Below are 23,841 nucleotides of genomic sequence, written 5' to 3' on the forward strand. Positions count from 1 at the left end.
CATTATGCTAAAAGCTGTTCCTTTTTTTCTTGCGCTTATTCCCGTTTGTTTATTTTCTCAAGCGAAACCAACGGATGGTCAACCTGTCGAGCTCCGTTGTGAACATTTGGTAGCGCCGTTAGGTATTGATAATCCGAATCCACGATTGACTTGGAAACTCGAAGATAATCGGCAGGGTGCCGTGCAATCGGCCTATCGCGTGTTGGTCGATACAGATTCTATGGCCGTGGTCAACGATCGTGGACAGGTCTGGGATACTGGAAAACAAGCTTCGGGAGACATATTGCTAACCTTTGTCGGTAAGCAGTTGCTGCCGCAAACGCGGTATTTTTGGAAGGTAATCGCATGGGATAAAGATGAGAAAGCAAACGCATCGGCAGTTAGTGCTTTTGAAACTGGAAAAATGGGTAATGCCCAATGGCAGGGAGCGTGGATTAGCGATCATCACGATATTCATTATAGACCTGCGCCTTATTTCCGAAAGGAATTTACACTGAAAAAAGATGTTGCTCGAGCACGAGCTTACATTGCTGTAGCCGGATTGTACGAGCTATCGCTCAATGGTCGCAAGGTTGGTGATCATCGTTTGGATCCGATGTACACCCGATTTGATAGGCGAACGCTATACGTCACGCACGATGTCACAGCACAATTGCACGAAGGGCAAAACGCATTAGGCGTAGTGTTGGGAAATGGTTGGTACAACCATCAATCGCTGGGCGTGTGGGATTTTCATAACGCGCCTTGGCGCGCAAGACCAACTTTTTGTTTAGATCTCCATGTAGTGTACACCGATGGTACCGAAGAAACCATCAAATCGGAAAGAGACTGGAAGACTTCTTCGGGGCCGATTACTTTTAACAGTATCTATACGGCCGAACATTACGATGCGCGGTTGGAGCAAGATGGTTGGGATAGTCCGGGTTTTGACGATCAGAAATGGCAAGGGGTGCGTTACCGTAGTGTTCCTTCAGAAAATATCGTTTCCCAGCAAATGGTGCCTATTCGCTTTAGTCGCCGATACGAGCCGGAATCCGTGAAGAAGATCAACGATCGTACCTATGTGTTTGATATGGGGCAAAATATGGCTGGTGTGACGCATGTACGAGCCAAGGGAGCGGCAGGTACGGTGTTAAAGATCAAACACGGAGAGCGTTTGCATGATAGTGGTCGGATTAACTTGTCGAATATTGACGTGTACTATCGGGGTGACAAGGAGGCCGATCCATTTCAGACGGATGTATTAACCTTGAGTGGACGAAAAGAAGATGAGTTTACCGCCAAGTTCAATTACAAGGGCTTCCGTTACGTAGAGATAAGTAGCAGCGAACCGATTCAATTAGACGCTAGCAATGTGACGGCTTATTTTATGCATAGTGATGTGGCGCCGTTGGGTGAGGTCAAAACATCTTCAACATTGGTCAATGACCTGTGGCGTGTGACAAATAATGCGTACCTATCTAATCTGATGGGCTATCCAACGGATTGTCCGCAGCGCGAAAAGAATGGTTGGACAGGCGATGGGCATTTGGCTATTGAAACCGCCTTGTACAATTTTGAGGGCATAACCGTGTACGAAAAATGGATTGCGGATCATCGCGATGAGCAGCAGCCAAATGGCGTATTGCCTGATATCATTCCGACAGGTGGCTGGGGGTATGGCACAGCGAATGGGTTGGATTGGACAAGCACAATCGCGATTATTCCGTGGCAAGTTTACCTATTTTATGGTGACTCGAAGCTCTTAGCCGATTCGTACGAGAATATCAAACGGTATGTAGATTATGTGGATCGGATTAGTCCTACAGGCTTGACGACTTTTGGACGTGGAGATTGGGTGCCCGTGAAGTCTACCTCAAATCTGGAGTTGACATCCTCCGTCTACTTTTACACGGATGCTTTGATTCTAGCAAAAGCAGCGAAATTGTTTGGGAAAACCGACGATCAGCAGAAATATGAGGCATTGAGCCAAAAGATCAAAGATGCGATCAATAAAAAGTTTCTAGATCGGGAGAAGGGAATTTATGCAGATGGTACGCAAACCGAGCTGAGTGTACCTTTATTTTGGAAAGTCGTGCCCGATGATATGATCGCGAAAGTAGCAGCGAATCTGAACAAGAAAGTGGAAGAAACTAATTTCCATCTGGACGTCGGTGTTTTGGGTGCAAAGGCATTATTAGATGCCTTGAAAGACAATGGTTACGGAGCTACAGCGTATAAAGTAGCCGTACAAGATACGTATCCATCTTGGGGCTGGTGGGTAGTCAACGGCGCAACTACTTTATTAGAAAATTGGGATTTAGAAGCTGAGCGTGATATTTCCGATAATCACATGATGTTTGGCGAGATTGGGGGGTGGTTTTTCAAGTCGATCGGTGGCATTCATCCAGATCCAGCACAGCCCGGATTTAAGCATACCTTGCTTCGCCCCATGTTTCCAGAAGGCTTGACACATTCGGGAGTAAGTCACCGTTCGCCTTACGGTACTATTATCTCCAAATGGAAACGCAATAAGAAGAATACGGTGACTTATACGGTAACTGTTCCTGCTAATGCCACGGCAACGCTTTATCTGCCGGAAAATGTGATAGAACAAGCGTCACAACACTTGCCGGCGGGCACGCATACCATACAGATAGAGTTGAAGAAATAAATGTGACTTTCCTTAACCACATACAAAGATGTGGTTAAGGAAAGTTGTTCACTTGTTATAGTTTAAGAATTGCTGCTACTGCAGTAGTTAATTCTTCAATAGCGCACACCAAATTCTTCTTCACTTGTTATATCTGAAAATCCGCAACATGAACTATAACGAGATCACCTTATCCCAGCTAAAGAAATGGACAGATATTCCTAAAGTGGTAAATGAGTTGCATGATGAAACTTGGTTTGTGGCCATCGATGATCATCCCGTAGGAGTGGGGCTTTTTAAGAAGGATAAGTGTATAATGGCTATTGTGGGTGAAGACGAAGAGCATCAAAAGGTCATCGGACACAGTAGCAATGATAGCCACGCCGATGAACTTTTGATTGAGGATGCTTTAAAACTAGCTTTTGTCACCTATCTGAGATCCATTAAAGGCGATAAAATTTAGTTTGTACTTTATTTTGAAAATTTTCTGGTGCAACTATCGTATACTATTTTCATATCCGTTACATTTTGAAAGTCCGAGAAAATTACTTCTTCTAGCTTTTCCGTGTAGCCGCTCTTAGGTGGTACCGTGTTGCAATTAGGACACATCACCGCAACGAAGTACACCGTCGCTCCTTCATAGATACCTTGATATAAATTAGTCTGCATTTCACCCTGCTTGGTGCATTTCAATTCACTGCTAAATTTACTTCGCAGTCTTTCCTGCACTTCTGTTCCAGGTTCAACAGGAATGAGTTCACTTTCAGAACAGCTAAATACAAGTAATGCAATAGTAGATAGTATCCAATAAATCTTATTCATGATAATAGGTTTTGTTTTAAATAACGCATAGGTGGGAAAAACGCTACAGTGAAGTTTAAATAATTCGTAGTGTGCTCATTTAAAATATCGACGAGGCTTCTAAGTGATTGCATACGACTGATAATTACGAGGATTTTTAAAATGGCGATTTGTCAAAATATTGTCCAAAAATAAAAAATAGTTCAAAAATATTTTGATAGTGTATTTTTTACACTATCTTTGTGTCATCATAATTTAGGTTTATAATTGGTTAGTAAAGGTTTTCATTCTCCCCGTTTGAAAACCTTTTTTTTATGCCTTTTCATTCCAAAACTTTTCCTGTAGCATTACCTCTTTCCCTGACTCTTTACATTACACCAACCCAATCGTACCCCTTTGCGTCAAATACTATTTTTTATAGTTTTATTGCTAATATAATTAGTTTTTAATAATTTTGAGTAGAGTAATTAAGAGCTAAATACATAGAAATATGGCAGACGATCGGATTAAAGAGAAGTTGGAGATTTTGGCTGATGCCGCAAAATACGATGTAAGTTGTAGCTCGAGCGGAAGCGATCGGAAGAATAAGAAAGGTGGTTTGGGAAATACCGGTGCAGGCATCTGCCATACCTATACCGAGGATGGTCGTTGTGTTTCCTTACTGAAAATATTGCTCACTAATCATTGTGTTTTTGACTGCGCCTATTGTGTATCCAGAAGGAGCAACGATATCAAACGTGCCGCATTTACCGTGCAAGAAGTGGTGGATCTGACCATCAATTTTTATAGAAGAAATTATATAGAGGGTCTTTTTCTAAGTTCAGGCATTTTTAAAAATGCGGATTATACGATGGAGCGGTTGGTGCTCATCGCCAAAAAGCTACGTCAAGAGCATAATTTCAACGGCTATATTCATCTCAAAACAATACCCGGCGCTTCGGACGATTTGCTCAACGAAGCCGGATTGTATGCCGATCGATTGAGTGTAAATCTAGAAATACCCACCGAAACAGGTTTGAAATTATTGGCACCAGAGAAGAATCGGAAAGATATGGATGTGCCGATGGGTTATCTGAAAAATGAGATCATTCGCACCAAAGAAGAAAAGAAAATCTTTCGGTCTACACCCAAATTTGCACCAGCCGGTCAGAGTACGCAAATGATCATAGGTGCTTCGGGCGAATCCGATATGCATATCATGAAGACAGCCGACCATTATTATTCAGAATACAATTTAAAACGGGTTTATTATTCGGGCTATATTCCTATATCTAATGATAATCGCCTGCCTGGACTTGGGTCAGATGTTCCTGTCATTCGCGAAAATCGATTGTATCAATCCGATTGGTTGCTGCGGTTTTATGGATTCAAACGTGATGAAATAGTCAACGAACGCCACCCCAATTTAGACCTCGATATTGATCCCAAACTTGGTTGGGCATTGCGAAACCTTCATCAATTTCCCGTGGATATTAATCGAGCGCCTTACGAAGCGATTGTTCGAGTGCCAGGCATCGGTGTCACATCGGCTAAGAAAATAGTCGCTGCGCGGCGTTTTGGAGCTTTGCGTATGGAGCATTTGCAAAAAATTGGTGTCTCTGCTAATAAGGTGCGTTATTTCATTTCTTGCCAAGGCTTTGTACCCTTGATGTCCGATCGCCCAGCCGAGATGATTAAGCATTATATCTTGGCAGCCTCAAATACGAAGTATAAAAAAGTGTTTAATCAGCAATTGACTTTATTCTAATGTTGGCCGCGCAGCAAAGAATCACCTTGTCCTACGATGGCAGCTGGGGCGGATTGTTAACCGCTGTATTCGAGGTCTACGAATACAAGTTTGTGTCAGCGACAATCCTGCGCGAAGCGCAAGCCGATCAAACCGATCTATTTGGCGCACGCCATGAAGTACATACCGATGAAGCAAAAGCTGCGCGGGTGAAGAAAGGAATTATTGATCGTGTCGGAAAGAAAGATTTTCAGGAACTGTATGCCGCTTATCTCTCCGAATTAGATGGGGTTGAAGATCTGATCTTACGATTGGTGCGTCATTATCTCACCCCCGAAGGAGCGAATTTATCCCGAAATTATGGACATGAAGATGTATTACGCATCAAGCAAATAAACAAATCGGTATCGCGTGAGCGACACCGATTCAAAGCTTTTGTACGTTTTAGGAAGTTGAGCGATGAGTTGTTTTTTGCCAAGATAGATCCTGACTTCAATGTGTTGCCACTCATCATTCCACATTTTAGAGATCGTTATGCAGATCAATCTTGGATGATTTATGATATCAAACGCGATTATGGCGCTTATTATAATCAGACCGAAGTTGTGGAAATTCAACTAAGCGATCTTCCTTCCGAAGCGGAGCTAATCGCCCGAGGTGAAGAGCGTGAAGCTTTGTACGATGAATTATGGCGTCGATATTTTCGCAGTACGAATATCACCGAGCGCAAGAATACCAAATTACATCTTCAGCATGTGCCCAAGCGCTATTGGAAATACCTGAACGAAAAGTTTGACCTTTAAGCACTATTACCAGCCTTTTACCGCTTGGCCTTTGAACAATTCTAATGCTTTTTGCTCCACCTCATCCGATTGGTAGGCTTGCAAGAATTTCTTGACTTTTTCTAAATCCTTATTATCCTCACGCGTCACGATTACATTCATGTAAGGGGAATCTTTGCTTTCGCGGAACAGACCTAACTTATCGGCATCTAATCCCGCTTGTGCCGCGAAATTATTGTTGATAATCGCAATAGCCACTTCTTTATCATCCAACACTTTAGGAAGTTGCGGTGCTTCTAGCTCTAGAATACGCAGGTTTTTGGGATTAGCAGTGATATCAATCACTTTTGGCATGATGCCCGTATTCTCCTTCAAGGTGATCAAACCTTGCTCTTGCAACATCAATAGCGAGCGGCCACCGTTGGTAGGATCATTCGGGATAGCGATCGTCGCATTATCCGCTAACTCTGCCACCGATTTGATTTTTTTTGAATAAGCCACAATCGGATACACAAAGGTATTGCCAATCACCGCCAATTTATAACCACGTTGCTTGGATTGTTCCGTAAGATAAGGGACGTGTTGAAATGCATTCGCATCAATATCACCCGTACTCAAGGCTTCATTGGGCATCACATAATCGTTGAAGGTCACCAGTTCGATTTCAAGATTATATTTTTCCTTTGCTACTTTTTTGGCCGCTTCGGCAATTTCTTTTTCTGGCCCAGCCACGATACCCACGCGAATGGTATTTTCATCTGTAGCATTGCTGCCGCAAGCCACGAAAAGAGTCGATAAAACGATATAGAATAGAGGTGTGATGATTTGACGCATAAGGTGTTTTTTATTAGTTGAAATGAATTAACGATGATCGAATTTTTTGGAGATAAAATCTCCGCTATACTGAATAAGGATAACCATAAGGATGAGTAAAATAAGTACTGCATTCATGATTTGTGCATCATAGCCAATATAGCCGTACTGGTAACCAATTTGCCCTAATCCACCCGCACCGACCGCGCCGCCCATAGCAGAATAACCTACTAGCGTGATTAAGGTCACGGTCGCGTGATTGATGATAGAAGGCAATGCTTCTGGCAAGAGCACTTTTTTAATAATTTGGAATTGTGTAGCGCCCATTGCCCGAGCTGTTTCTACTAAGCCAACCGGCAAATCCAATAAACTGTTTTCGATTAATCGCGCAATAAATGGCGCCGCCCCAATACTCAAAGGCACTAAGGCTGCTTTCAGTCCGATAGAAGTACCCACGATACTTCTTGTAAAAGGAATCATCCAAACGATCAGAATAATGAAAGGAATGGATCGAGAAACGTTCACCACAAAAGAGGTGATATTGTGCGCCGTACGATTCTCGAGCATGCCGCCTTTGCGTGAAGCAAAAAGATAGACTCCCGTAGGAAGTCCGAGGCAAAAGCCGAAAAAGCAAGAAACAAAGGTCATGACGAGCGTTTCGCCCGTTCCAGTCAGGAGCAGATTAATAACTTCGGGAGACATAGCCTAGTATTTCGGTGTTAAAGTAATAAGTTGAGCAAAAGGAGATAGCCGCTTCTAATTGATCTCCTGAAAGGCGTAGTATGGAAGAACTGATTTTCAATGCTCCGATAGTTTCGATACGCGCTTCAATAATGGCGACTTGCAGACCGAATTGCTGCTGCAATGCCGTAAAGGCATAATCGGTATTATCCTTCGCTTGGATTCGGATCAATAGATCATCCGTATCGGTTGCTTTTTCCGCTTGAATGTGTTGTTGATAAGCAATGGGTAAATCTGCTTGCACCGCAGAAGCGACAAATGACGCTGTATGTGCATGCTCTGGTGCTCCAAAGATTTGTGAACGATCGCCCAATTCTACAATCTTGCCATCCTTTACGACGGCCACGCGATCACAGATCGCTTTCACTACATGAATCTCATGCGTGATGAGCACTATGGTAATTTGCAGTTTGGCATTAATTGTTTGCAAGAGATTGAGAATGGATTTTGTGGTAGCGGGATCCAATGCGCTAGTCGCCTCATCGCACAATAACAACGTAGGGTTGTTGGCTAAAGCACGCGCGATAGCAACACGCTGTTTTTGTCCGCCCGAAAGATTACTGGGATAATCATTCGCTTTGTCTGCTAATCCAACCAATTCCAATAATTCAGATACACGCGCTTGAATGTCTTTTTTGGAGGTTTGACTCAATTCTAGTGGCAAGGCAATATTGTCGAAAACCGTGCGGGAAGATAACAGATTGAAATGCTGAAAAATCATTCCGATATGTTGTCTTTCTTGTTGCAATTGGCGTTCGCTCAAGCTGGTGAGCTGTTTGTCCGCCAACCAAATCTCACCCTGATCTGGTCTTTCCAACAAATTCAGACAGCGTAATATGGTACTTTTTCCGGCACCGGAACTTCCGATAATCCCGAAAATTTCCCCCTTCTTGACCGAGAAGGAGACATCATCCAACGCTTGAACTTGCCTTCCTTTACTGGTCGTATATATTTTGGAAATATGCTTAACGTTAATCATTCTGGGTACACTCTCTAAAAGTGTCCCAAAAGTACGTAAAAACAATTTATTTTAGTCTACTAGATTTGTAGTTTTTAAGAGTCAAACTGATATTCCCCAACTGCAATTACATAGTAACTTGAAACATATCTTCATTATTACCAAATTTTGGTAACTTTATGTAGTTATACTACTAAAACAACAAAAATGGGACGCAATACATCTGTTTCTTTAGGGGATTATTTTGAGGATTTTGTAGATGCAAAAGTTGCTCAAGGAAGGTTTAAAAATGCTAGCGAAGTAATTCGCGCTGGGCTACGACTTCTAGAAGAAGAGGAAAGCAGAATTCAAATATTGAAAAACGCCATTCAAGAAGGGGTGGACAGTGGAATCGCTGAAAATTTTGATCCAATAAAACATCTTGAATCGCTTAAGAAGAAAATGAAAAGTGATGTCTAAATTTAAGCTTAGTAACAAAGCGGTTGAAGATCTGACTGGAATTTATGAATATACGTATGAGTTTTGGTCTGAATTTCAGGCTGAAAAATATTACTCTGAATTGATTAGAATTTGTGAATTGCTCGCAGAGTATCCACAGATTGGAAAAAACTATAACCAAATAGATCTCGATCTATTTGGTTATTTGGCGAACAAGCACATTATTTTCTATAGGATTGTCGATAAGCGTTTAATAGTAATTGTGAGGATTCTTGGCGCTGATATGGATTTGAAAAATAGAATCAAAGACTAGAAAACCCCACCGAATCTCACTTCCACCTACCAAGCAATACCATAATCTTCGCCATTATTGCTACTGCCGCCCCAGAGTGTTCCATGCTTTTCATCGAAATAAATCGCATTAATTGGTCCGCTGTTTCGTTCGCCAAATTGAATAGCATAACCCATCGCTTCCAGCTGCTTTACTACATCCGCTGGCGTGCGTTTATCCAACAGCAGACTGCCTGCTCTTGGCTTGCGATCCGATAATTTGGTGCCACCCAAAGACAGCCACAATTGATTGCTATTGATGTTTGCTGCTTCCGCAGCTTGCTGTGGCGTCATGCCAAACTCCGTCACATTCAAAAAGAATTGCAACAGGTTTTGATCTTGCGTATCGCCACCTTGCACCGCAAAGGATAAATAAGGTTTGCCATCTTTGAGCGCCATAGCGGGCGTAAGCGTGACGCGCGGACGTTTGCCGGGCTCAACCACATTAAATGGACTGATCAGCGAATCTAATACAAAGCTCTGCAAGCGTTGGCTCATGCCTACGCCGGTATGCCCAGCAATAAAGGCCGGCAACCATCCGCCGCTCGGCGTAATCGAGACTACCCAACCTTCGGCATCCGCGGCTTCAATACTCGTGGTACCACGGAGTAAGCGATCTTGGTATAGGCTATCCGCATTTTGCTGATAAGCGGTAACATCGTGTTTGGGCACAAAATCACCTTGTTCACGCACGGTCGTATCGGTTAGTTTTCGCCGTTCCGCCAATAAATCAAGATAAGGATTTTTACGATTTTCAAAAGGATAGGGATCGCCTGGCTCGACAGAAGCATCATTTTTTGCCCGATCTATTTGCGCGGCTCTTTTCACCGCATAGCCATCGCTTAACAAACCGTCTATTGGTGTTTTGGGTTGGAATGCAGGATCCCCATAATAGAAATCACGATCGGCAAAAGCCAAATTCATGGCTTGATAGACCGTGTGAATGTAAGGTGCAGAATTGTATCCCATTCCTTTCAAATCAAATTGCTTGAGGATGTTCAAGGCTTGCAACATCGCCGGTCCTTGTGTCCAAGATTGTAGCTTATAGACATCAATGCCTTTATAATTGATCTGTAATGGTTCTTCCTCAATAGGGCGCCAGTTAGCCAAATCTTCCATCGTGATGAGACCCCCGTGCTCTTGGCTGCCACGTACGAATTCTTTTGCGATATCTCCGGTGTAAAAGCGATCGTGCGCTGCCATGATCGCCTCTTCGCGACTTTTGCCTGCGGCCAATGCATTTTGTTCCGCTTCGACCATTTTCTCTAACGTTTGAAGCAGCTCTTTTTGCACAAATATTTCACCTGCTTCGGGCGCTTCACGCTCTTCGCCTTGGTGCACTAAAAACACTTCCTTGCTATATGGCCACTGTTTAATCCGTTCTTTACCACGCTCGATACTATTGGCTGTTTGCGCTTCAATCGGATAACCTGCCGCCATTTGCATAGATGGTTGCAGGACTTCTTTCAAACTTTTCGTGCCATACTTGGCGAGCATATAGCATAAACCGCCCGGTGTACCCGGCGTAACTGCGGCCAATGGGCCATATTCTGGCGGAAACTCATATCCTTTAGATTTGAAAAAATCAACCGTTGCGCCAGTCGGTGCCACGCCCAATGCATTGATCGCGATTACTTTTTTGAGTTCTGGATGATAGATTAAAGCCTGCGTTTCTCCGCCCCAGCTCAACACATCCCACATCGTACAGGTAGCGCCCAACATCGCGCAAGCTGCATCAACCGCATTTCCGCCCTGCTGAAATAATTGTGCTCCAGCTGTCGCCGCCAGCGGTTTGCCCGTAATCGCCATCCAATGTTTACCATGTAACGGCGGTTTTTGCGTTTGTTGTGCGGAAGTGCTAAGCGTTAAGAAGGTAAAAGCAGATAATAGCAGCAATTTTCCTTTTTGGCTTTTGCGTGGAGCTGTTTGGATCATGATTTTGTGTAGTTAGGAAAGCTAATATATTAAATTTCATGCTTGAACCACAGCGGTCGTACTGTAACAATAATCTTAAGTAACCTTTTTTAGAGCGAAATGTTGGATGTTACCGCCATACATTGAGGTGTTCTATCTCCGGGGCAAACTGTGCAGAAAGCGAATGTATACGTGAATTGAGTACTAGTTTACGTCCTGCTAGCGAACGGGTATATACCATTTCTGCACGACCGACGTGGGTCTTCCATTGCTCTGTAAAATAGGTGACTAATTTAGCGTTCTTGCCAAAGCATTCGGGCACGGCATGATAATCGTGTTGTGCATATATGCCCAGAAATTTATTTTTTCGAATGATGATATAACGCGGATTGTCGACTGCAGAAATGATTTCTTCCATCGCGTTGATGAAAGTAGATCTTTCGAAAGCGCTGCTTCCAGCTAATTGGCAATAGACCGCGCCGCTCTCATCACTATAAGAAAGAACCTTCAGCAGCTTTGGGTCGGACTGTATCATCTGCGATTTTATCATGGTGTTGAGCACAGCCGTACCGATATGATGCACGTCTTTACTAATATCACGAAAACGGAGGTATAATACACCCGCTTGCAGCGCTTTCCTGCCGAAATATAACAGACCTACCAAAATTATTCCGAAGAACATATACTGAATCTGTGTCGTATTTTTTAGCAAACGCGAGGTGCGCCCGAGCATACTAAATGCAGTTTCCAAATAAGTTGTGACTGCCAAGAAGAGTGTGGAAGACAGATAAGCAATCGATTTACGTAATTGTAAACTTTTTGACGCTTCGAAGTTTTCCTTGCTGGTAAAGTGAGGTATTTTGATTTCTTCTACCAAGTTGACCCCTTTTGCCAGCGCATCGAACCAGCGATCGCGAATCTGCGCTCGGTTAGCAGCAGCAGAAATCATTTTTCGATTAGTCGATCGAATATCCTCTTCTGTATAAACATCTGCTATCGTTAAAAGGCGCGATATACCGTTTTCGATTTGTGGATCTCCTTGCAGAGTAACGCCCACGAAACTTCGAAATCGCCGCTGCATTAGCTGCAAATCACTACCACCCTGATCTGCGCTAGGATCTATACAGGCGAGATGCCACACGTTGCTGGTTTTTTGCGGATCTTTTTTATGGGTACGTATCGCTCGCCCGCGCATTTGATTGGAAAGTACAAATGATCCTACAAAACTTGCCAAAATCAGAGCGTTAACACTTGGCGCATCCCAACCTTCTCCGAGCAATGATTTTGTTCCAATCAGCACTTCAATATGTCCATCTTGAAACAATTCGGTTACGAGATGGACAATATGATTTCTTAAGGCATCTTGCGCAGAAATGACGATATAGTTAGCATCATAACTCACGGGGCTATATGGTACCGAAAAAATGTCGTGGAGAGCTGCTTTTTTCTGCAAATATTCAATGGCATCTCGCGGTATTATCACGAGGCTGCCCGTAAGTACACCTAGCTTTTTGTGGTCGCTATTATTCCGACGAAGATGTTCAAAAATCGGGATGATTCCCAGTTTCTTTAGTTCAAGATTGTTCTCGGGTGTCGTGACGAAATATTCTTTTCGGATATAATCGCCTAGAATAACCATTCGTAATTGATTTCCTAGCTTAGCATATTCAAAATCTGTGATCTCACGAATGGCTTCCAATTTGCTAATGCTAGAAGATAATGTACTATTCAGTCGAGCATTGATGGAAAAACTTATGCGTTTGCCTTCTACCGCGCCGTAGCGTCGTAGTCGTGATTCTAGTTGTTCTTGGTGCGTATCGAATACAGCAAAATCTTCTGAGGCTAAAATAAGATAAAATGTCAAAAGATGTTCCATCCACACGTAGGATAGCGCAGGGATTTCAATTTCTTGTTCGCCGAATACTTCTAGATGAGTTTCTGGGATTTCGATTTCGTGCGCATGCACAAATACTAAACACGCCATGTACGAGGTCAGGTTCTCATAGATAAAAGCTAAATGATCATGGGGAGATGTCCAAATTGGGTGATTTTGAATAGCTTCTAACAACATATTATCATTGCGCAACTCCTGAAACAATCGTTCGATATTGTGCCTAAAAGTAGTAATCGTATCGCGCTCGGCAGGATCTGGAGCAGTCATATATACATAATCCTGATGTGGACACAAGTCATTTTCTGCGATTAATTCTGGAACTGTAATTTCCGTGTCAACAGGACCATTTAACTGGATATATCTGTGCCATTCTTGCGGACTAACATCGTATGGTGGCGTGGCAGTAAGACCTACAGTTTTGGGATCTAATGCTGCTTTTATTTGATGTAATGTATGCCACCATTCGTTTTTAAGGTGATGCGCTTCATCAACCACGACGACAGAAACGCCTTGTTTCTTCAATGCTAAAATGATGTTAGATACATTGCGATACTTGACTTTCTTGGAACGTAATTCGAGGTCGACTTCTAGATCTTCTTCGCTTTCTAACTTATTGTGGCATGCCGCATGTAAACCCTGATACGTGACGACAGTCATGAATTTGGGTTCGCGAATATTTGTCGAAATCCAATCTGGCGTACTATTAGTAGAAAGGAACAATTCGCAAAAACGATGAATCCATTGATTACGAATGGCTATTGTCGGAGCCAGAATAAGTGTAGGTTTATTAATTCTTAACATCACCTCTAATCCCAATACCGTCTTACCAGATCCTGGCGGCGCAACTACATGCAGATGCCGATCTTCCAAGTGTGTATCAAGATCATCCAATACACGTTTTTGATAGGAACGCCATGGATAAATAAACTTTGCTTGGGGAGGGAAAACAGTGATGTTCTTAAGTTCGGTCACTTCTAATAACTTGATTTCGTTCGTGGGAAATGTGATGTGCTAAATATAAGTAAACAATAAGGAACAGCTGGTCATAATGGCAAAACCACGTGCCAAGCTTGAGAAATACCGTCTATAATATCCGATGCCATTAAGCTTTTGCGATGAATGGTTCGCACAGCGAGATCAGCAGCCAAACCATGTAAATAGACGCCAGTAAGCGCGGCATCTTTACTTGAAAACCCTTGCGCGAGCAGCGAAGTGATGATGCCCGCCAATACGTCACCACTGCCGGCAGTGGCCATTCCCCAATTCCCCGTTGTGTTGAAATGGATCGTTCCGTCAGGTAATACTACCGCCGTGTTCGCTCCTTTAATTAATACAACGACCTGATGTTGCTGCGCAAATGCACGCGTTTTCTCGAGCTTTTCCCAGTCATCTGTCCAAGATCCGAGGAGGCGCTGTAGTTCTTTTGGGTGCGGCGTGAGGATAGATCCCGGAGGCAAATCGCTTAAGCTTTCGGGATGCTGCGCTAATAGATTCAATGCATCTGCATCGAATACCAGTTTAGGTCGTTTCGAAGAAGCGCCTAGCTCCCGTAAAAACTGAAAAAATGTTTGCTTTGTATCTTTGTGTTGCCCCATTCCCATTCCGACTCCGATGGCAGCGTAAGAATCGATGGTCTTTGGAAAAGATGTTATATGATTGAGTTCGGAATCCGTTTGCAACATCGCTTCCGGAAAATTTGTTTGCAATATCGGGTTTGCACAAGCAGCACTATAAATACTCACCATACCACAACCAGTTCGAAGTGCGGCTTTTGCGCTGAGATGAGTGGCACCGATCTTACCATAGCTTCCGCCCACGATCAAGGCGTGGCCAAATGTGCCTTTGTGCGCAAAGCGGCTTGGCAGCGAGCAGCGTGCTTGAATGGTATCCAATGTCGTGAAGTAATAGGAACTATCAACCGCTGATAATGCGCTCGCATCCAATTGTATATCGACTACCGTTAGTTCGCCCACATATGCTGCGTTTTCTGGTTGTAGCAAAGCCATTTTAGGACATTGCAAAGTATATGTATGATGTGCTTTTAGGATAAGCATTTCGGTTTCCGAAGGCTGATCGGAATATAATCCGGAAGGAATGTCGATCGCCAATATTGGACGATCCGATGCATTGATGCCCTCAATAACAGCTCGCCATGATTCGGCCAAAGGCCGAGAAAGCCCAATGCCATAGAGTGCATCGATGAGCACATCGTGCTTTGCAAAGTCTGTCGGGATAGCATTGGTAAAGAACTGTATCGGGATGCCTGTTTGTTGCAATCGTTCTTGGTTTTCCTGATTATTGGCGCTGTATTTGTCTGTCTGATATAGAAAGATACGAACGTCTCGACCAGATTGAAAAAGTAACCGTCCGAGCGCCAAGCCATCGCCACCATTATTCCCCGCACCGCAAAAGATCACAAAAGACGTTTCAAACGAGGGGAAATCTTTCGTAATTTGTTGAAACAAGCCATTCGCCGCGCGTTCCATCAAGTCGATAGACCTAATGTTTTGCCGATTTGTCGTAGCCTGATCGGCCATGCGGATATCAGAAGCAGTTAATATTTTCATAGCTACCTCCAAGATACGGTTTACTTCCTTTTTTTGAAGAACATGTCTAATAATCCGCTCGCTAATTTTCCTAATAATTTGGTTCCTTCACGAGCTAATGTGCGACTAGCGGTAGTTTGTGCCGCTTCGAATGGAGTTTGTCTTCTAGAACGTGTTGCAGATGTTGTCTTGGAGCCAGAAGCCGACTTCTTTGCCGATTTTTCTATCTGTTCACGCGCTAAAGTAGCTTCTTGCTGTTGCTGCCGCTCGGTAATAATTTCGGCGGCTGATCGGCGCTCAATGCGTTCTTGATACTTTGTCGTCGCATCAGATTCTGCCAAAATACGATTATACGTTTCCGGCGATGCAGGGCCCATAACAGCGCGCGCAGGCACGAGATGCGTGGCTACCACTTCGGTCGGAATGCCCTTGTCATTCAATACAGTGATCAATGCTTGTCCTGTTCCCAACGCCGTCAATATTTTATCAATGGCGTAGAATTCCGAAGTAGGATAGGTACGCACCGTTTTCCGCAAGTTTTCCGCATCATTTGGTGTAAATGCGCGTAATGCATGCTGCACTCTGTTTCCCAATTGTCCGAGAACACTTTCTGCAATATCACTAGCCGCCTGTGTACAAAAGAAAACGCCGACTCCTTTGGAGCGGATCAATCGTACAATCTGTTCGATCTGTCCAAGAAAAGCTTTTGATGCACCATTGAATAATAAATGTGCTTCATCAAAAAAGAAGACCAATTTGGGTTGATCCAGATCACCTACTTCAGGTAATTTTTTGAATAATTGTGCTAGCAGACTGAGCAGAAACGTAGAAAACAACAATGGTTGATCTTGTACATCCGCGATGTTGAGAAGGGTGATTACTCCTTTGCCATCCACTTTGCCAAAAAGATCTTGAATATCAAATTCTTTTTCGCCGAAAAGATGCGCCACACCTTGCTGCTCAATGGCTACAATCTTGCGTAGGATCGCGCCAGAACTGGCGCTGCTGATGCGTCCATAATCCTCTTTAATCTCTGCCGCACCAGCACCATCTGATAAATAGGAAAGCAACTTCTTTAAGTCGTCCAGATCTATGAGTGGTAGATCGGTATCTTGTGCATATTTAAATATAGCGCTTAATACGCCTGACTGCGTATCATTAAGATCGAGTATGCGAGATAATAGCACTGGGCCAAAATCACCAACGGTTAACCGCATAGGTGCGCCTAACTTGCCGCTCAAAGAAAATAACTCGACTGGAAATGAAGAAGGTTCGAAAGGAATTCCAACTGCTTTACCTCTTTCTAGTAACGCATCGTTGGTTTTTCCGGGTTCGGCAAGGCCAGATAAATCACCTTTTACGTCTAGCATAAATACCGGTACGCCCGCATCCGAAAGTTGTTCGGCTATGAGTTGCAAAGTACGTGTTTTGCCCGTTCCCGTTGCGCCAGCAATGAGTCCATGGCGGTTCATCATGCGCAACGCCAGGTTTACTTTTGCGTCAGTGACCACTTCACCGTCCAAAATACCCGATCCTAACTGTATAAAAGCACCTTTTGGTTTGTACGATGCGGAGACTTTTTCGATAAATTGCTCTTTCATAGCTCAGGTTTTGTTGTTTAAAAATAGCAAATTAATCCACATTAAGTGAAAGTTTTGGATCGAACAAAATTATAATTGTCGAGAATGATAAATTATTTGCGAACAGTTGCTGCACGATCTTTTCCTGTAGTATCCCGTTTTACCTCGATTTTAATGATTACTTTTGGGGTCTTAATAGTAAAATTTTATGCAGCAATTTCAACGTAGAGCGCCTCGTGGTGAGAAAAGAGAGTCCAATCAAATGGTATTTGGTATTCGCGCCGTGATGGAAGCGATTGATAGTGGGAAGGAAATCGAGTCTCTATTTATTCAACGAGGATTAAGTGGTGGATTGCTAATGGAATTGAAGGCATTGCTCAAAGAGCACAACTTGCCTTCGCAACAAGTTCCTATTGAAAAGTTGAACCGCATTACCGGAAAGAATCACCAAGGCGTAATCGCGGTGATTTCACCGATCACGTACCAACAAATAGAAGACCTACTGCCTACCATTTATGAAAAAGGAGAAACACCTTTGTTGTTAATGTTGGATGGCGTGACAGATGTGCGTAATATGGGAGCGATTGCCCGTACGGCAGAATGTGCGGGTGTGCATGCGATCATTGTACCGAAAAAAGGATCGGCAGAAATTAATCCAGATGCGATCAAAACCTCGGCTGGAGCTTTGTTTAAAATACCTGTTTGTCGTCAGGATTCTTTAGGAAAAGTAGGCCGTTTCTTGATTGATTCGGGTGTACAGATGGTGGTAAGTACCGAAAAAACGGAAGATTCGATTCATGACGTGGATTACACCGTACCTACCTGCATCGTAATGGGGGCAGAGGATGTCGGTGTGTCGGATGATCTGATTAGAATATCAGACAAACTGGCGCGAATCCCCATGTTTGGCGAAATCAAATCCTTGAATGTATCTGTTTCAGCTGGCGTGGTGATTTACGAAGCGATCAGACAGCGTTCTTTGAATGATTAAATACTTTTCAACGATGATCCAGAAAGCGTCTTTTCTACTCGTTTTTCTTAGTTGGTTTACACTGCAATCGGCCATTGCCCAACAAGATACCTATGTCATGGCCATTCATGGCGGAGCAGGTACGATTCTGAAGACGAATATGACCGACTCAATGGAATTGGCATACAAAGATGCGTTAAAGCAGGCTTTGTTGGCCGGTCATCGTGTGTTGCAGCAGGAGGGAGGCACAAGTTTGGATGCGGTAGAGGCGGCCGTAAAAGTGCTGGAAGAAAATCCTTTGTTTAATGCAGGCAAAGGTGCTGTATTTACCCATGATGGTAAGAATGAATTGGATGCTGCGATTATGGACGGCAAGACCTTGAATGCTGGTGCGGTAGCTGGCGTGACGAATGTGAAAAGTCCGATCCAAGCGGCGCGCGCCGTGATGCAACATTCACCTCATGTGATGATGGTGGGTGCAGGGGCTGAACAATTCGCAAAAGAACAAGGTTTGGAGATGGTAGATCCCAGCTATTTCTACACCAAGGAACGTTGGCAGGGATTGCAAAAGGCTAGAGTATTAGATTCTCTAGCGACCCAATTGGACCATGACGCACAATCTAACATTCCCGAAGTATATAAAGATTACAAATATGGTACGGTGGGCGCTGTAGCAGTTGATCGTGCTGGCAATCTGGCCGCAGCGACTTCCACCGGGGGAATGACTAATAAACGCTACGGACGCGTTGGCGATACGCCCATAATTGGTGCGGGAAATTATGCAGACAATAATACGGTTGCTGTTTCATGCACAGGATGGGGCGAATTTTTCATCCGGTCGGTAGCGGCTTACGACGTCTCAGCACGGATGTTATACGGTGGGTTGTCAATTGCCGAAGCTGCCATAGCAGTAATTCAAAGTGTTGGTGAATTGGGGGGAGATGGCGGACTAATCGCCATCAATAAACAAGGAGAAGTGGCCATGCCATTTAGTACTGCCGGTATGTATCGCGGCACCATAAAGGCTGATGGTACAGTCGACATTCAGATATACGAATAAAGAAAAATTGGCCAATGCATTGCTCAAATGTCGGTCTTTATCATTAAATCACATTTATCATGAAACAATTATTATATGTTTTATTGTTGACTATGCCTTTTGTAGCGATCGGCCAATCAAAAAAGCAGACAGCAGAGAAACCAGCCGTGGTACCACCAGCTTTCACGGAGTTTGTAGAAGGCTATGAAAAGCTTAACTCTTTTGACGAGGTGCTGGAAAAATTTGCCGGACGTACCGTTTATATTGATCTGTGGGCTACTTGGTGTGGACCTTGTGTGGCCGAATTTGCCTATAAAGATGCTTTGCATGATGTGGCTACCAAACACGATATTGATATTTTGTATATATCCATGGATCAGGATAAGGACGATCAGAAGTGGAAGGACTTTATTCAACAACACAAATTAACGGGCTACCAAATGCGAGCCAACAAAGCTTTGTACAAAGATATTCAAGCGCAATTTTCACAAATATATCAAGGCCGCAAAGCATTTGGTATTCCCTATTACATCATCGCCAAAGATGGAGAAGTAGTGCTCAAGCAGGCCCCAAGGCCAAGTTCTGGTGAAGTGCTATACACCGAATTGATTAACTACAGAAATTAAGACGTTCCCTTGATAACTTATTTGCTTTATGGCCTCTATTTTTGCTTCGAATAACCTACAGAAGCCTACCTATGCGCTCTTACTGGCAGTATGTGTTGCGCATTTGTTCAACGATTTATTGCAATCCGTTATTCCCGCGATTTATCCGCGTTTAGAAGCGCAATACGACCTGAGTATGGCGCAGATCGGGATTATAACGCTGTGCTTTCAATTATCGGCTTCTATTTTTCAGCCCGTAGTTGGCGCTTATACCGATAAGCACCCCAAGCCCTATTCACAAGTAATAGGCATGTTGTTTTCTACTGCGGGCATGATCTCTTTAGCATATGCTGCCAATTACGAGTGGATTTTGATTTCCGTAATTTTAGTAGGAATTGGCTCTTCGATCTTTCATCCCGAATCGGCACGCGTTGCCTATATGTCGGCCGGAGGCCGCCGGAGTTTCGCACAAGCCATGTTTCAGATCGGAGGTAATACTGGTGCTGCTTTAGCGCCGCTATTGATCGCTTGGATCGTCATCCCTAACGGTCAATTGTATATTCTTTGGTTTGCCCTGATCGCCATGGTTTCGCAAGTCATCTTAGGTTACATTGGTCATTGGTACAGCCGTCATTTGCGTTTGGTGCAATCTCGCCCTAAGAAAGCGATTTTACTGCCCGATTTATCTCCGGCAAAGATCAATTGGTCTGTCGTCATCTTATTGGTACTCATCTTTTCGAAATATTTCTACACCGCCAGTATTACGAGTTATTTTCAGTTTTATACGATTCAGCGTTTTGGTTTGACCGAAGTACAGGCGCAAGTGTATCTGTTTTATTTCTTAATTGCGGTCGCGGTCGGCTCTCTTCTTGGAGGAATGCTAGGTGATTATGTGGGTCGAAAATACATTATTTGGTTCTCGGTTTTAGGCTGCGCGCCATTTACATTGCTGTTGCCCTACGTAGACCTATTTTGGACGGGCATACTCATCGTTATCATCGGACTCATTCTTTCCTCTGCCTTTGCGGCCATACTCGTCTTCGCGCAAGAGTTGTTGCCGCGGAAGTTGGGTATGGTGTCAGGATTATTTTATGGCTTTGCCTTTGGTATGGGCGGATTAGGTTCGGCTGTATTAGGCTGGTGGGCAGACCATACTTCCATTAACTTTATCTATCAAGTTTGTTCTTATTTGCCTTTGTTAGGTATCATAGCTTACTTCCTGCCAGATATGAAGAAGGTGACATTCCGTCCTTTGGATGCTGATTAGAGGTTAATTTAAGGATCTTTTACAGAGAAAATATCAAATAAAGAAAAAGGGGTTAACAGCATGCTGTTAACCCCTTTTTCGTATAGTTAAGCTAAGATTTAGTACTTGCTTCTAGAAGACGAAGATGATGATCTACGTTTTCCAGAGAAGTCTTTGAATCCACCGCCTTTGTTATCGTCAGAACGGTAAGAGCGTCCGCCGCTTGGACGACCACCGCGAGGGCGATCTCCGCCACCGTTGCGACCACCACGACGTTCACCGCTGCCACCGCCTTCACCTGAAACTTCGATACGTACGCCACGACCGTTGAAGTCTACATTTTGGAATCCTTGGATTACCTTTTCAACTTCTGCGTCTTGCACCTCGAAGAACGTAAATACACCTTTCAAGTCGATTTTACCAATGTTCTTACCTGAGATACGGGTATTGTTACAGATGTAACCCAACATATCACCGCGAGAGAAATCATCTACAGATCCTAAGTTGATAAACAAACGCGTGTATCCTTTAGAACCTTCTCTGCTACGGCCTTCACGACGATCTCCACGCTCACCACGATCAGAGCGAATATCACGCGCATCCACATTCAAATCTGGTGCGTTGCGGTAATAATCTAAGAACTTGTTGAACTCTAATGAAGCAAAACGTGCGATGATCTCTTCTTTGCTCAAATCTTGGAAGTTATCCATGATAGCTGGCAAAAATGGTGCGATCTCGTCTTGATTAACCGTTACATTATTGATTTTGTCAACGATTTTGAAAAGCTGTTTCTCACATACCTCTGGACCAGTTGGCACATTTTTCTTTTCGAAAGATTTACCAATGATTTTTTCGATATGACGAATTTTGCTCAACTCTTTGATGTTTACCAACGAGATCGAAATACCTGTTTTACCGGCACGAGCTGTACGACCAGAACGGTGCGTATAGTTCTCTACCTCATCAGGCAACGAATAGTTGATTACGTGTGTTACATCGTTTACATCGATACCACGAGCAGCTACATCCGTTGCGATTAGCAATTGAAGGCTACGATCACGGTAACGTTTCATCACGCGGTCACGTTGTTGTTGTGATAAGTCACCGTGCAATGAATCTGCATTGTAACCATCTTTCATCAACGCTTCTGCGATCTCTTGTGTTTCGATCTTAGTACGACAGAATACAATTCCGAAGATCTGAGGATACGAGTCTACAATGCGTTTGAATGCCGCATATTTGTCTCTTGCTCTGATCAAGAAGTACTGGTGTTCGATGTTTGCATTGCCCGTGTTTTTGGTACCTACGGTCAATTCAAACGGGTCGGTCATGTATTTCTGCGCAATACGACGAACCTCTTTAGGCATCGTTGCAGAAAATAACCAAGTTTTTTTCGTGTCTGGAGTCTCAGAAAGGATATTATTAATGTCCTCCTGGAATCCCATGTTCAGCATTTCATCTGCTTCGTCCAACACGACATAATTAACGTCGGAGAAATCAATGGCTTTACGGCCGATGATATCCAACATCCGTCCTGGAGTAGCGACTACGATCTGCACACCACGTCTGATCTGACGCAATTGATCGCTAATGTTCGCTCCTCCATATACAGCTACTACGCTTACACCATCGATGTATTTAGCGAAGCTTTCCAAATCTCTAGATATTTGCAGACACAATTCACGTGTCGGACAAAGTACTAAGGCTTGTGGATGCTTTTGTGAAGGATCGATTTGTTCTAATAAAGGGAGACCGAATGCTGCTGTCTTCCCTGTGCCGGTTTGGGCTAATCCGACAAAATCGTTGTTGCCAGTCAATAAAACAGGAATGGCTTGTTCCTGGATAGGAGAAGGTTTTTCGAAACCTAGCTCGGTGACTGCATTAACAATCTCATGACGGATTCCCAATTCTAAAAATGGGTTCATGAAATAAATTATACAATAGGCGATATTGCCTAAGGCGGTGCAAAGATAGGGGGAATAAATTACAAAACCTAAAATATTATCAAACAATATTTTATGGTTTTTTGCTGGAGAAATAATCTCGTTGTTATTTGATACAGAACCTCGTATCTTTGGATTTAATTAAAAGCATCATGAATAGAACTCGTCCACACCTGATTGCGCCTTCCATGTTGGCGGCAGATTTTGCCCATATTCAACGGGATGTCAATATGATTAATGCAAGTCAGGCGGATTGGTTTCATATCGATATTATGGATGGTTTGTTTGTTCCGAATATATCGTTTGGGTTCCCCGTGATGAAAGCCATACATCAATATGCCAACAAGCCATTAGATGTGCACTTGATGATCGAAAATCCAGATCGCTATCTGGCAGAATTCAAAGGTGCCGGAGCAAGGGTTGTTACGGTACACTACGAGGCTTGCACACACCTGCATCGCACGATTGCGGCTATCAAAGAATTAGGCTGTTTGGCTGGTGTGGCACTCAACCCACATACGCCTGTGCATTTGCTCAAAGATATAATAGTTGACCTAGATATGGTGCTAATCATGTCTGTCAATCCAGGTTTTGGGGGGCAAACATTTATTGAGAACACCTACAGTAAGATTCGCGATTTACGTATGTTAAGCAAGGGAGTAAATGATGATCTGTTAATAGAAATTGATGGCGGAGTGAGTCTGAGCAATGCAGCTGGTTTATTAGAAGCTGGGGCAGACGTGTTGGTGGCTGGAAGTTTTGTGTTTAATTCTGCTGATCCTACTGAAACCATTCAGGCGCTTAAAGCGGTAGATATCAATGTCCAAACATTGTAAAAAGAATCTATTATTACTCTAAAAATTTCATGGTGCTTAAAATCATT

Annotated in this window: 20 protein-coding genes; 11 read left to right on the forward strand and 9 right to left on the reverse strand. The window is 43.5% G+C overall.

The window, feature by feature from the left end; translation table 11 throughout:
• The first annotated feature begins 4 nt into the window (after positions 1-4).
• Together DC487_RS04150 and DC487_RS04155 are read left to right on the forward strand one after the other, a co-directional pair.
• Positions 5-2,653, forward strand: a complete 2,649-nt coding sequence (locus DC487_RS04150) for an alpha-L-rhamnosidase (protein ID WP_116774659.1) — start codon at positions 5-7, stop codon at positions 2,651-2,653.
• Between the two features lie 148 nt (positions 2,654-2,801).
• Positions 2,802-3,095 (forward strand): hypothetical protein, encoded by a 294-nt coding sequence (locus DC487_RS04155; RefSeq protein ID WP_116774660.1) that lies wholly within the window; start codon positions 2,802-2,804, stop codon positions 3,093-3,095.
• Positions 3,096-3,103: 8 nt separating this feature from the next.
• On the opposite strand, the gene DC487_RS04160 is transcribed toward DC487_RS04155, so the two are convergent.
• Positions 3,104-3,454, reverse strand: a complete 351-nt coding sequence (locus DC487_RS04160; RefSeq protein WP_116774661.1) for a hypothetical protein — start codon at positions 3,452-3,454, stop codon at positions 3,104-3,106.
• 469 nt (positions 3,455-3,923) lie between these two features.
• On the opposite strand from DC487_RS04160, the gene DC487_RS04165 reads away from it, so the two are divergent.
• Complete coding sequence (locus DC487_RS04165; RefSeq protein ID WP_116774662.1) at positions 3,924-5,180, forward strand: putative DNA modification/repair radical SAM protein; 1,257 nt, start codon at positions 3,924-3,926, stop codon at positions 5,178-5,180.
• Positions 5,180-5,962, forward strand: a complete 783-nt coding sequence (locus DC487_RS04170; RefSeq protein ID WP_116774663.1) for a TIGR03915 family putative DNA repair protein — start codon at positions 5,180-5,182, stop codon at positions 5,960-5,962. Before DC487_RS04165 ends, DC487_RS04170 begins: the two co-directional genes overlap by 1 nt.
• A gap of 6 nt (positions 5,963-5,968) precedes the next feature.
• On the opposite strand, the gene metQ is transcribed toward DC487_RS04170, so the two are convergent.
• The 3 genes from metQ to DC487_RS04185 are packed head-to-tail and all read right to left on the reverse strand — an operon-like array spanning position 5,969 to position 8,474.
• A complete protein-coding gene (metQ, locus tag DC487_RS04175) occupies positions 5,969-6,775 on the reverse strand; it encodes a methionine ABC transporter substrate-binding lipoprotein MetQ (protein WP_116774664.1) in 807 nt (268 codons plus the stop codon).
• A gap of 27 nt (positions 6,776-6,802) precedes the next feature.
• On the reverse strand, positions 6,803-7,456 hold the full coding sequence (gene metI / locus DC487_RS04180; RefSeq protein ID WP_116774665.1) for a methionine ABC transporter permease MetI: 654 nt from the start codon (positions 7,454-7,456) through the stop codon (positions 6,803-6,805).
• A complete protein-coding gene (locus DC487_RS04185; RefSeq protein ID WP_116774666.1) occupies positions 7,437-8,474 on the reverse strand; it encodes a methionine ABC transporter ATP-binding protein in 1,038 nt (345 codons plus the stop codon). Before DC487_RS04185 ends, metI begins: the two co-directional genes overlap by 20 nt.
• A 186-nt stretch (positions 8,475-8,660) precedes the next feature.
• Here DC487_RS04185 and DC487_RS04190 point away from each other — a divergent pair, with 186 nt between their 5' ends.
• Both DC487_RS04190 and DC487_RS04195 read left to right on the forward strand, forming a co-directional pair.
• A complete protein-coding gene (locus tag DC487_RS04190; protein WP_116774667.1) occupies positions 8,661-8,912 on the forward strand; it encodes a type II toxin-antitoxin system ParD family antitoxin in 252 nt (83 codons plus the stop codon).
• Positions 8,905-9,204 (forward strand): type II toxin-antitoxin system RelE/ParE family toxin, encoded by a 300-nt coding sequence (locus DC487_RS04195; RefSeq protein ID WP_116774668.1) that lies wholly within the window; start codon positions 8,905-8,907, stop codon positions 9,202-9,204. The genes DC487_RS04190 and DC487_RS04195 overlap by 8 nt, the downstream gene beginning before the upstream one ends.
• A gap of 26 nt (positions 9,205-9,230) precedes the next feature.
• On the opposite strand, the gene DC487_RS04200 is transcribed toward DC487_RS04195, so the two are convergent.
• The 4 genes from DC487_RS04200 to DC487_RS04215 form a co-directional block, all read right to left on the reverse strand.
• Positions 9,231-11,156 carry a gamma-glutamyltransferase family protein gene (locus DC487_RS04200; protein WP_239016313.1) on the reverse strand — a complete coding sequence of 642 codons (1,926 nt, stop codon included), beginning with the start codon at positions 11,154-11,156 and terminating at the stop codon, positions 9,231-9,233.
• A gap of 109 nt (positions 11,157-11,265) precedes the next feature.
• Positions 11,266-14,001, reverse strand: coding sequence for a DEAD/DEAH box helicase family protein (locus DC487_RS04205; protein WP_239016314.1), 2,736 nt, complete (start codon positions 13,999-14,001; stop codon positions 11,266-11,268).
• 71 nt (positions 14,002-14,072) lie between these two features.
• Positions 14,073-15,596, reverse strand: coding sequence for an NAD(P)H-hydrate dehydratase (locus tag DC487_RS04210; RefSeq protein WP_116774669.1), 1,524 nt, complete (start codon positions 15,594-15,596; stop codon positions 14,073-14,075).
• A gap of 20 nt (positions 15,597-15,616) precedes the next feature.
• Entirely contained in the window at positions 15,617-17,176 is a 1,560-nt protein-coding gene (locus tag DC487_RS04215) for a helicase HerA-like domain-containing protein (protein ID WP_116774670.1), read from the reverse strand.
• A gap of 187 nt (positions 17,177-17,363) precedes the next feature.
• Between DC487_RS04215 and rlmB the strand changes: the two genes are divergently transcribed.
• From rlmB to DC487_RS04235, 4 genes are read left to right on the forward strand one after another with little or no spacing between them, the layout of a single operon-like run.
• Entirely contained in the window at positions 17,364-18,146 is a 783-nt protein-coding gene (gene rlmB / locus DC487_RS04220; RefSeq protein ID WP_116774671.1) for a 23S rRNA (guanosine(2251)-2'-O)-methyltransferase RlmB, read from the forward strand.
• Between the two features lie 13 nt (positions 18,147-18,159).
• Entirely contained in the window at positions 18,160-19,185 is a 1,026-nt protein-coding gene (locus tag DC487_RS04225) for an isoaspartyl peptidase/L-asparaginase family protein (protein WP_207774304.1), read from the forward strand.
• 59 nt (positions 19,186-19,244) lie between these two features.
• A complete protein-coding gene (locus DC487_RS04230) occupies positions 19,245-19,790 on the forward strand; it encodes a TlpA family protein disulfide reductase (RefSeq protein WP_116774673.1) in 546 nt (181 codons plus the stop codon).
• A 28-nt stretch (positions 19,791-19,818) separates the two neighbouring features.
• Positions 19,819-21,036: an MFS transporter gene (locus DC487_RS04235; protein ID WP_116774674.1), complete on the forward strand. Its 1,218-nt coding sequence runs from the start codon at positions 19,819-19,821 to the stop codon at positions 21,034-21,036.
• A 98-nt stretch (positions 21,037-21,134) separates the two neighbouring features.
• Here DC487_RS04235 and DC487_RS04240 read toward each other — a convergent pair whose 3' ends face one another.
• The gene (locus DC487_RS04240; RefSeq protein ID WP_116774675.1) at positions 21,135-22,940 is read right to left on the reverse strand and encodes a DEAD/DEAH box helicase; all 1,806 of its coding nucleotides are present in this window, start codon (positions 22,938-22,940) and stop codon (positions 21,135-21,137) included.
• Positions 22,941-23,110: 170 nt separating this feature from the next.
• Here DC487_RS04240 and rpe point away from each other — a divergent pair, with 170 nt between their 5' ends.
• A complete protein-coding gene (rpe, locus tag DC487_RS04245; RefSeq protein WP_116774676.1) occupies positions 23,111-23,794 on the forward strand; it encodes a ribulose-phosphate 3-epimerase in 684 nt (227 codons plus the stop codon).
• The last annotated feature ends 47 nt before the right edge of the window (positions 23,795-23,841 follow it).

The sequence above is a fragment of the Sphingobacterium corticibacter genome, assembly GCF_003076635.1.
Taxonomy (GTDB): Bacteria; Bacteroidota; Bacteroidia; order Sphingobacteriales; family Sphingobacteriaceae; genus Sphingobacterium; species Sphingobacterium corticibacter.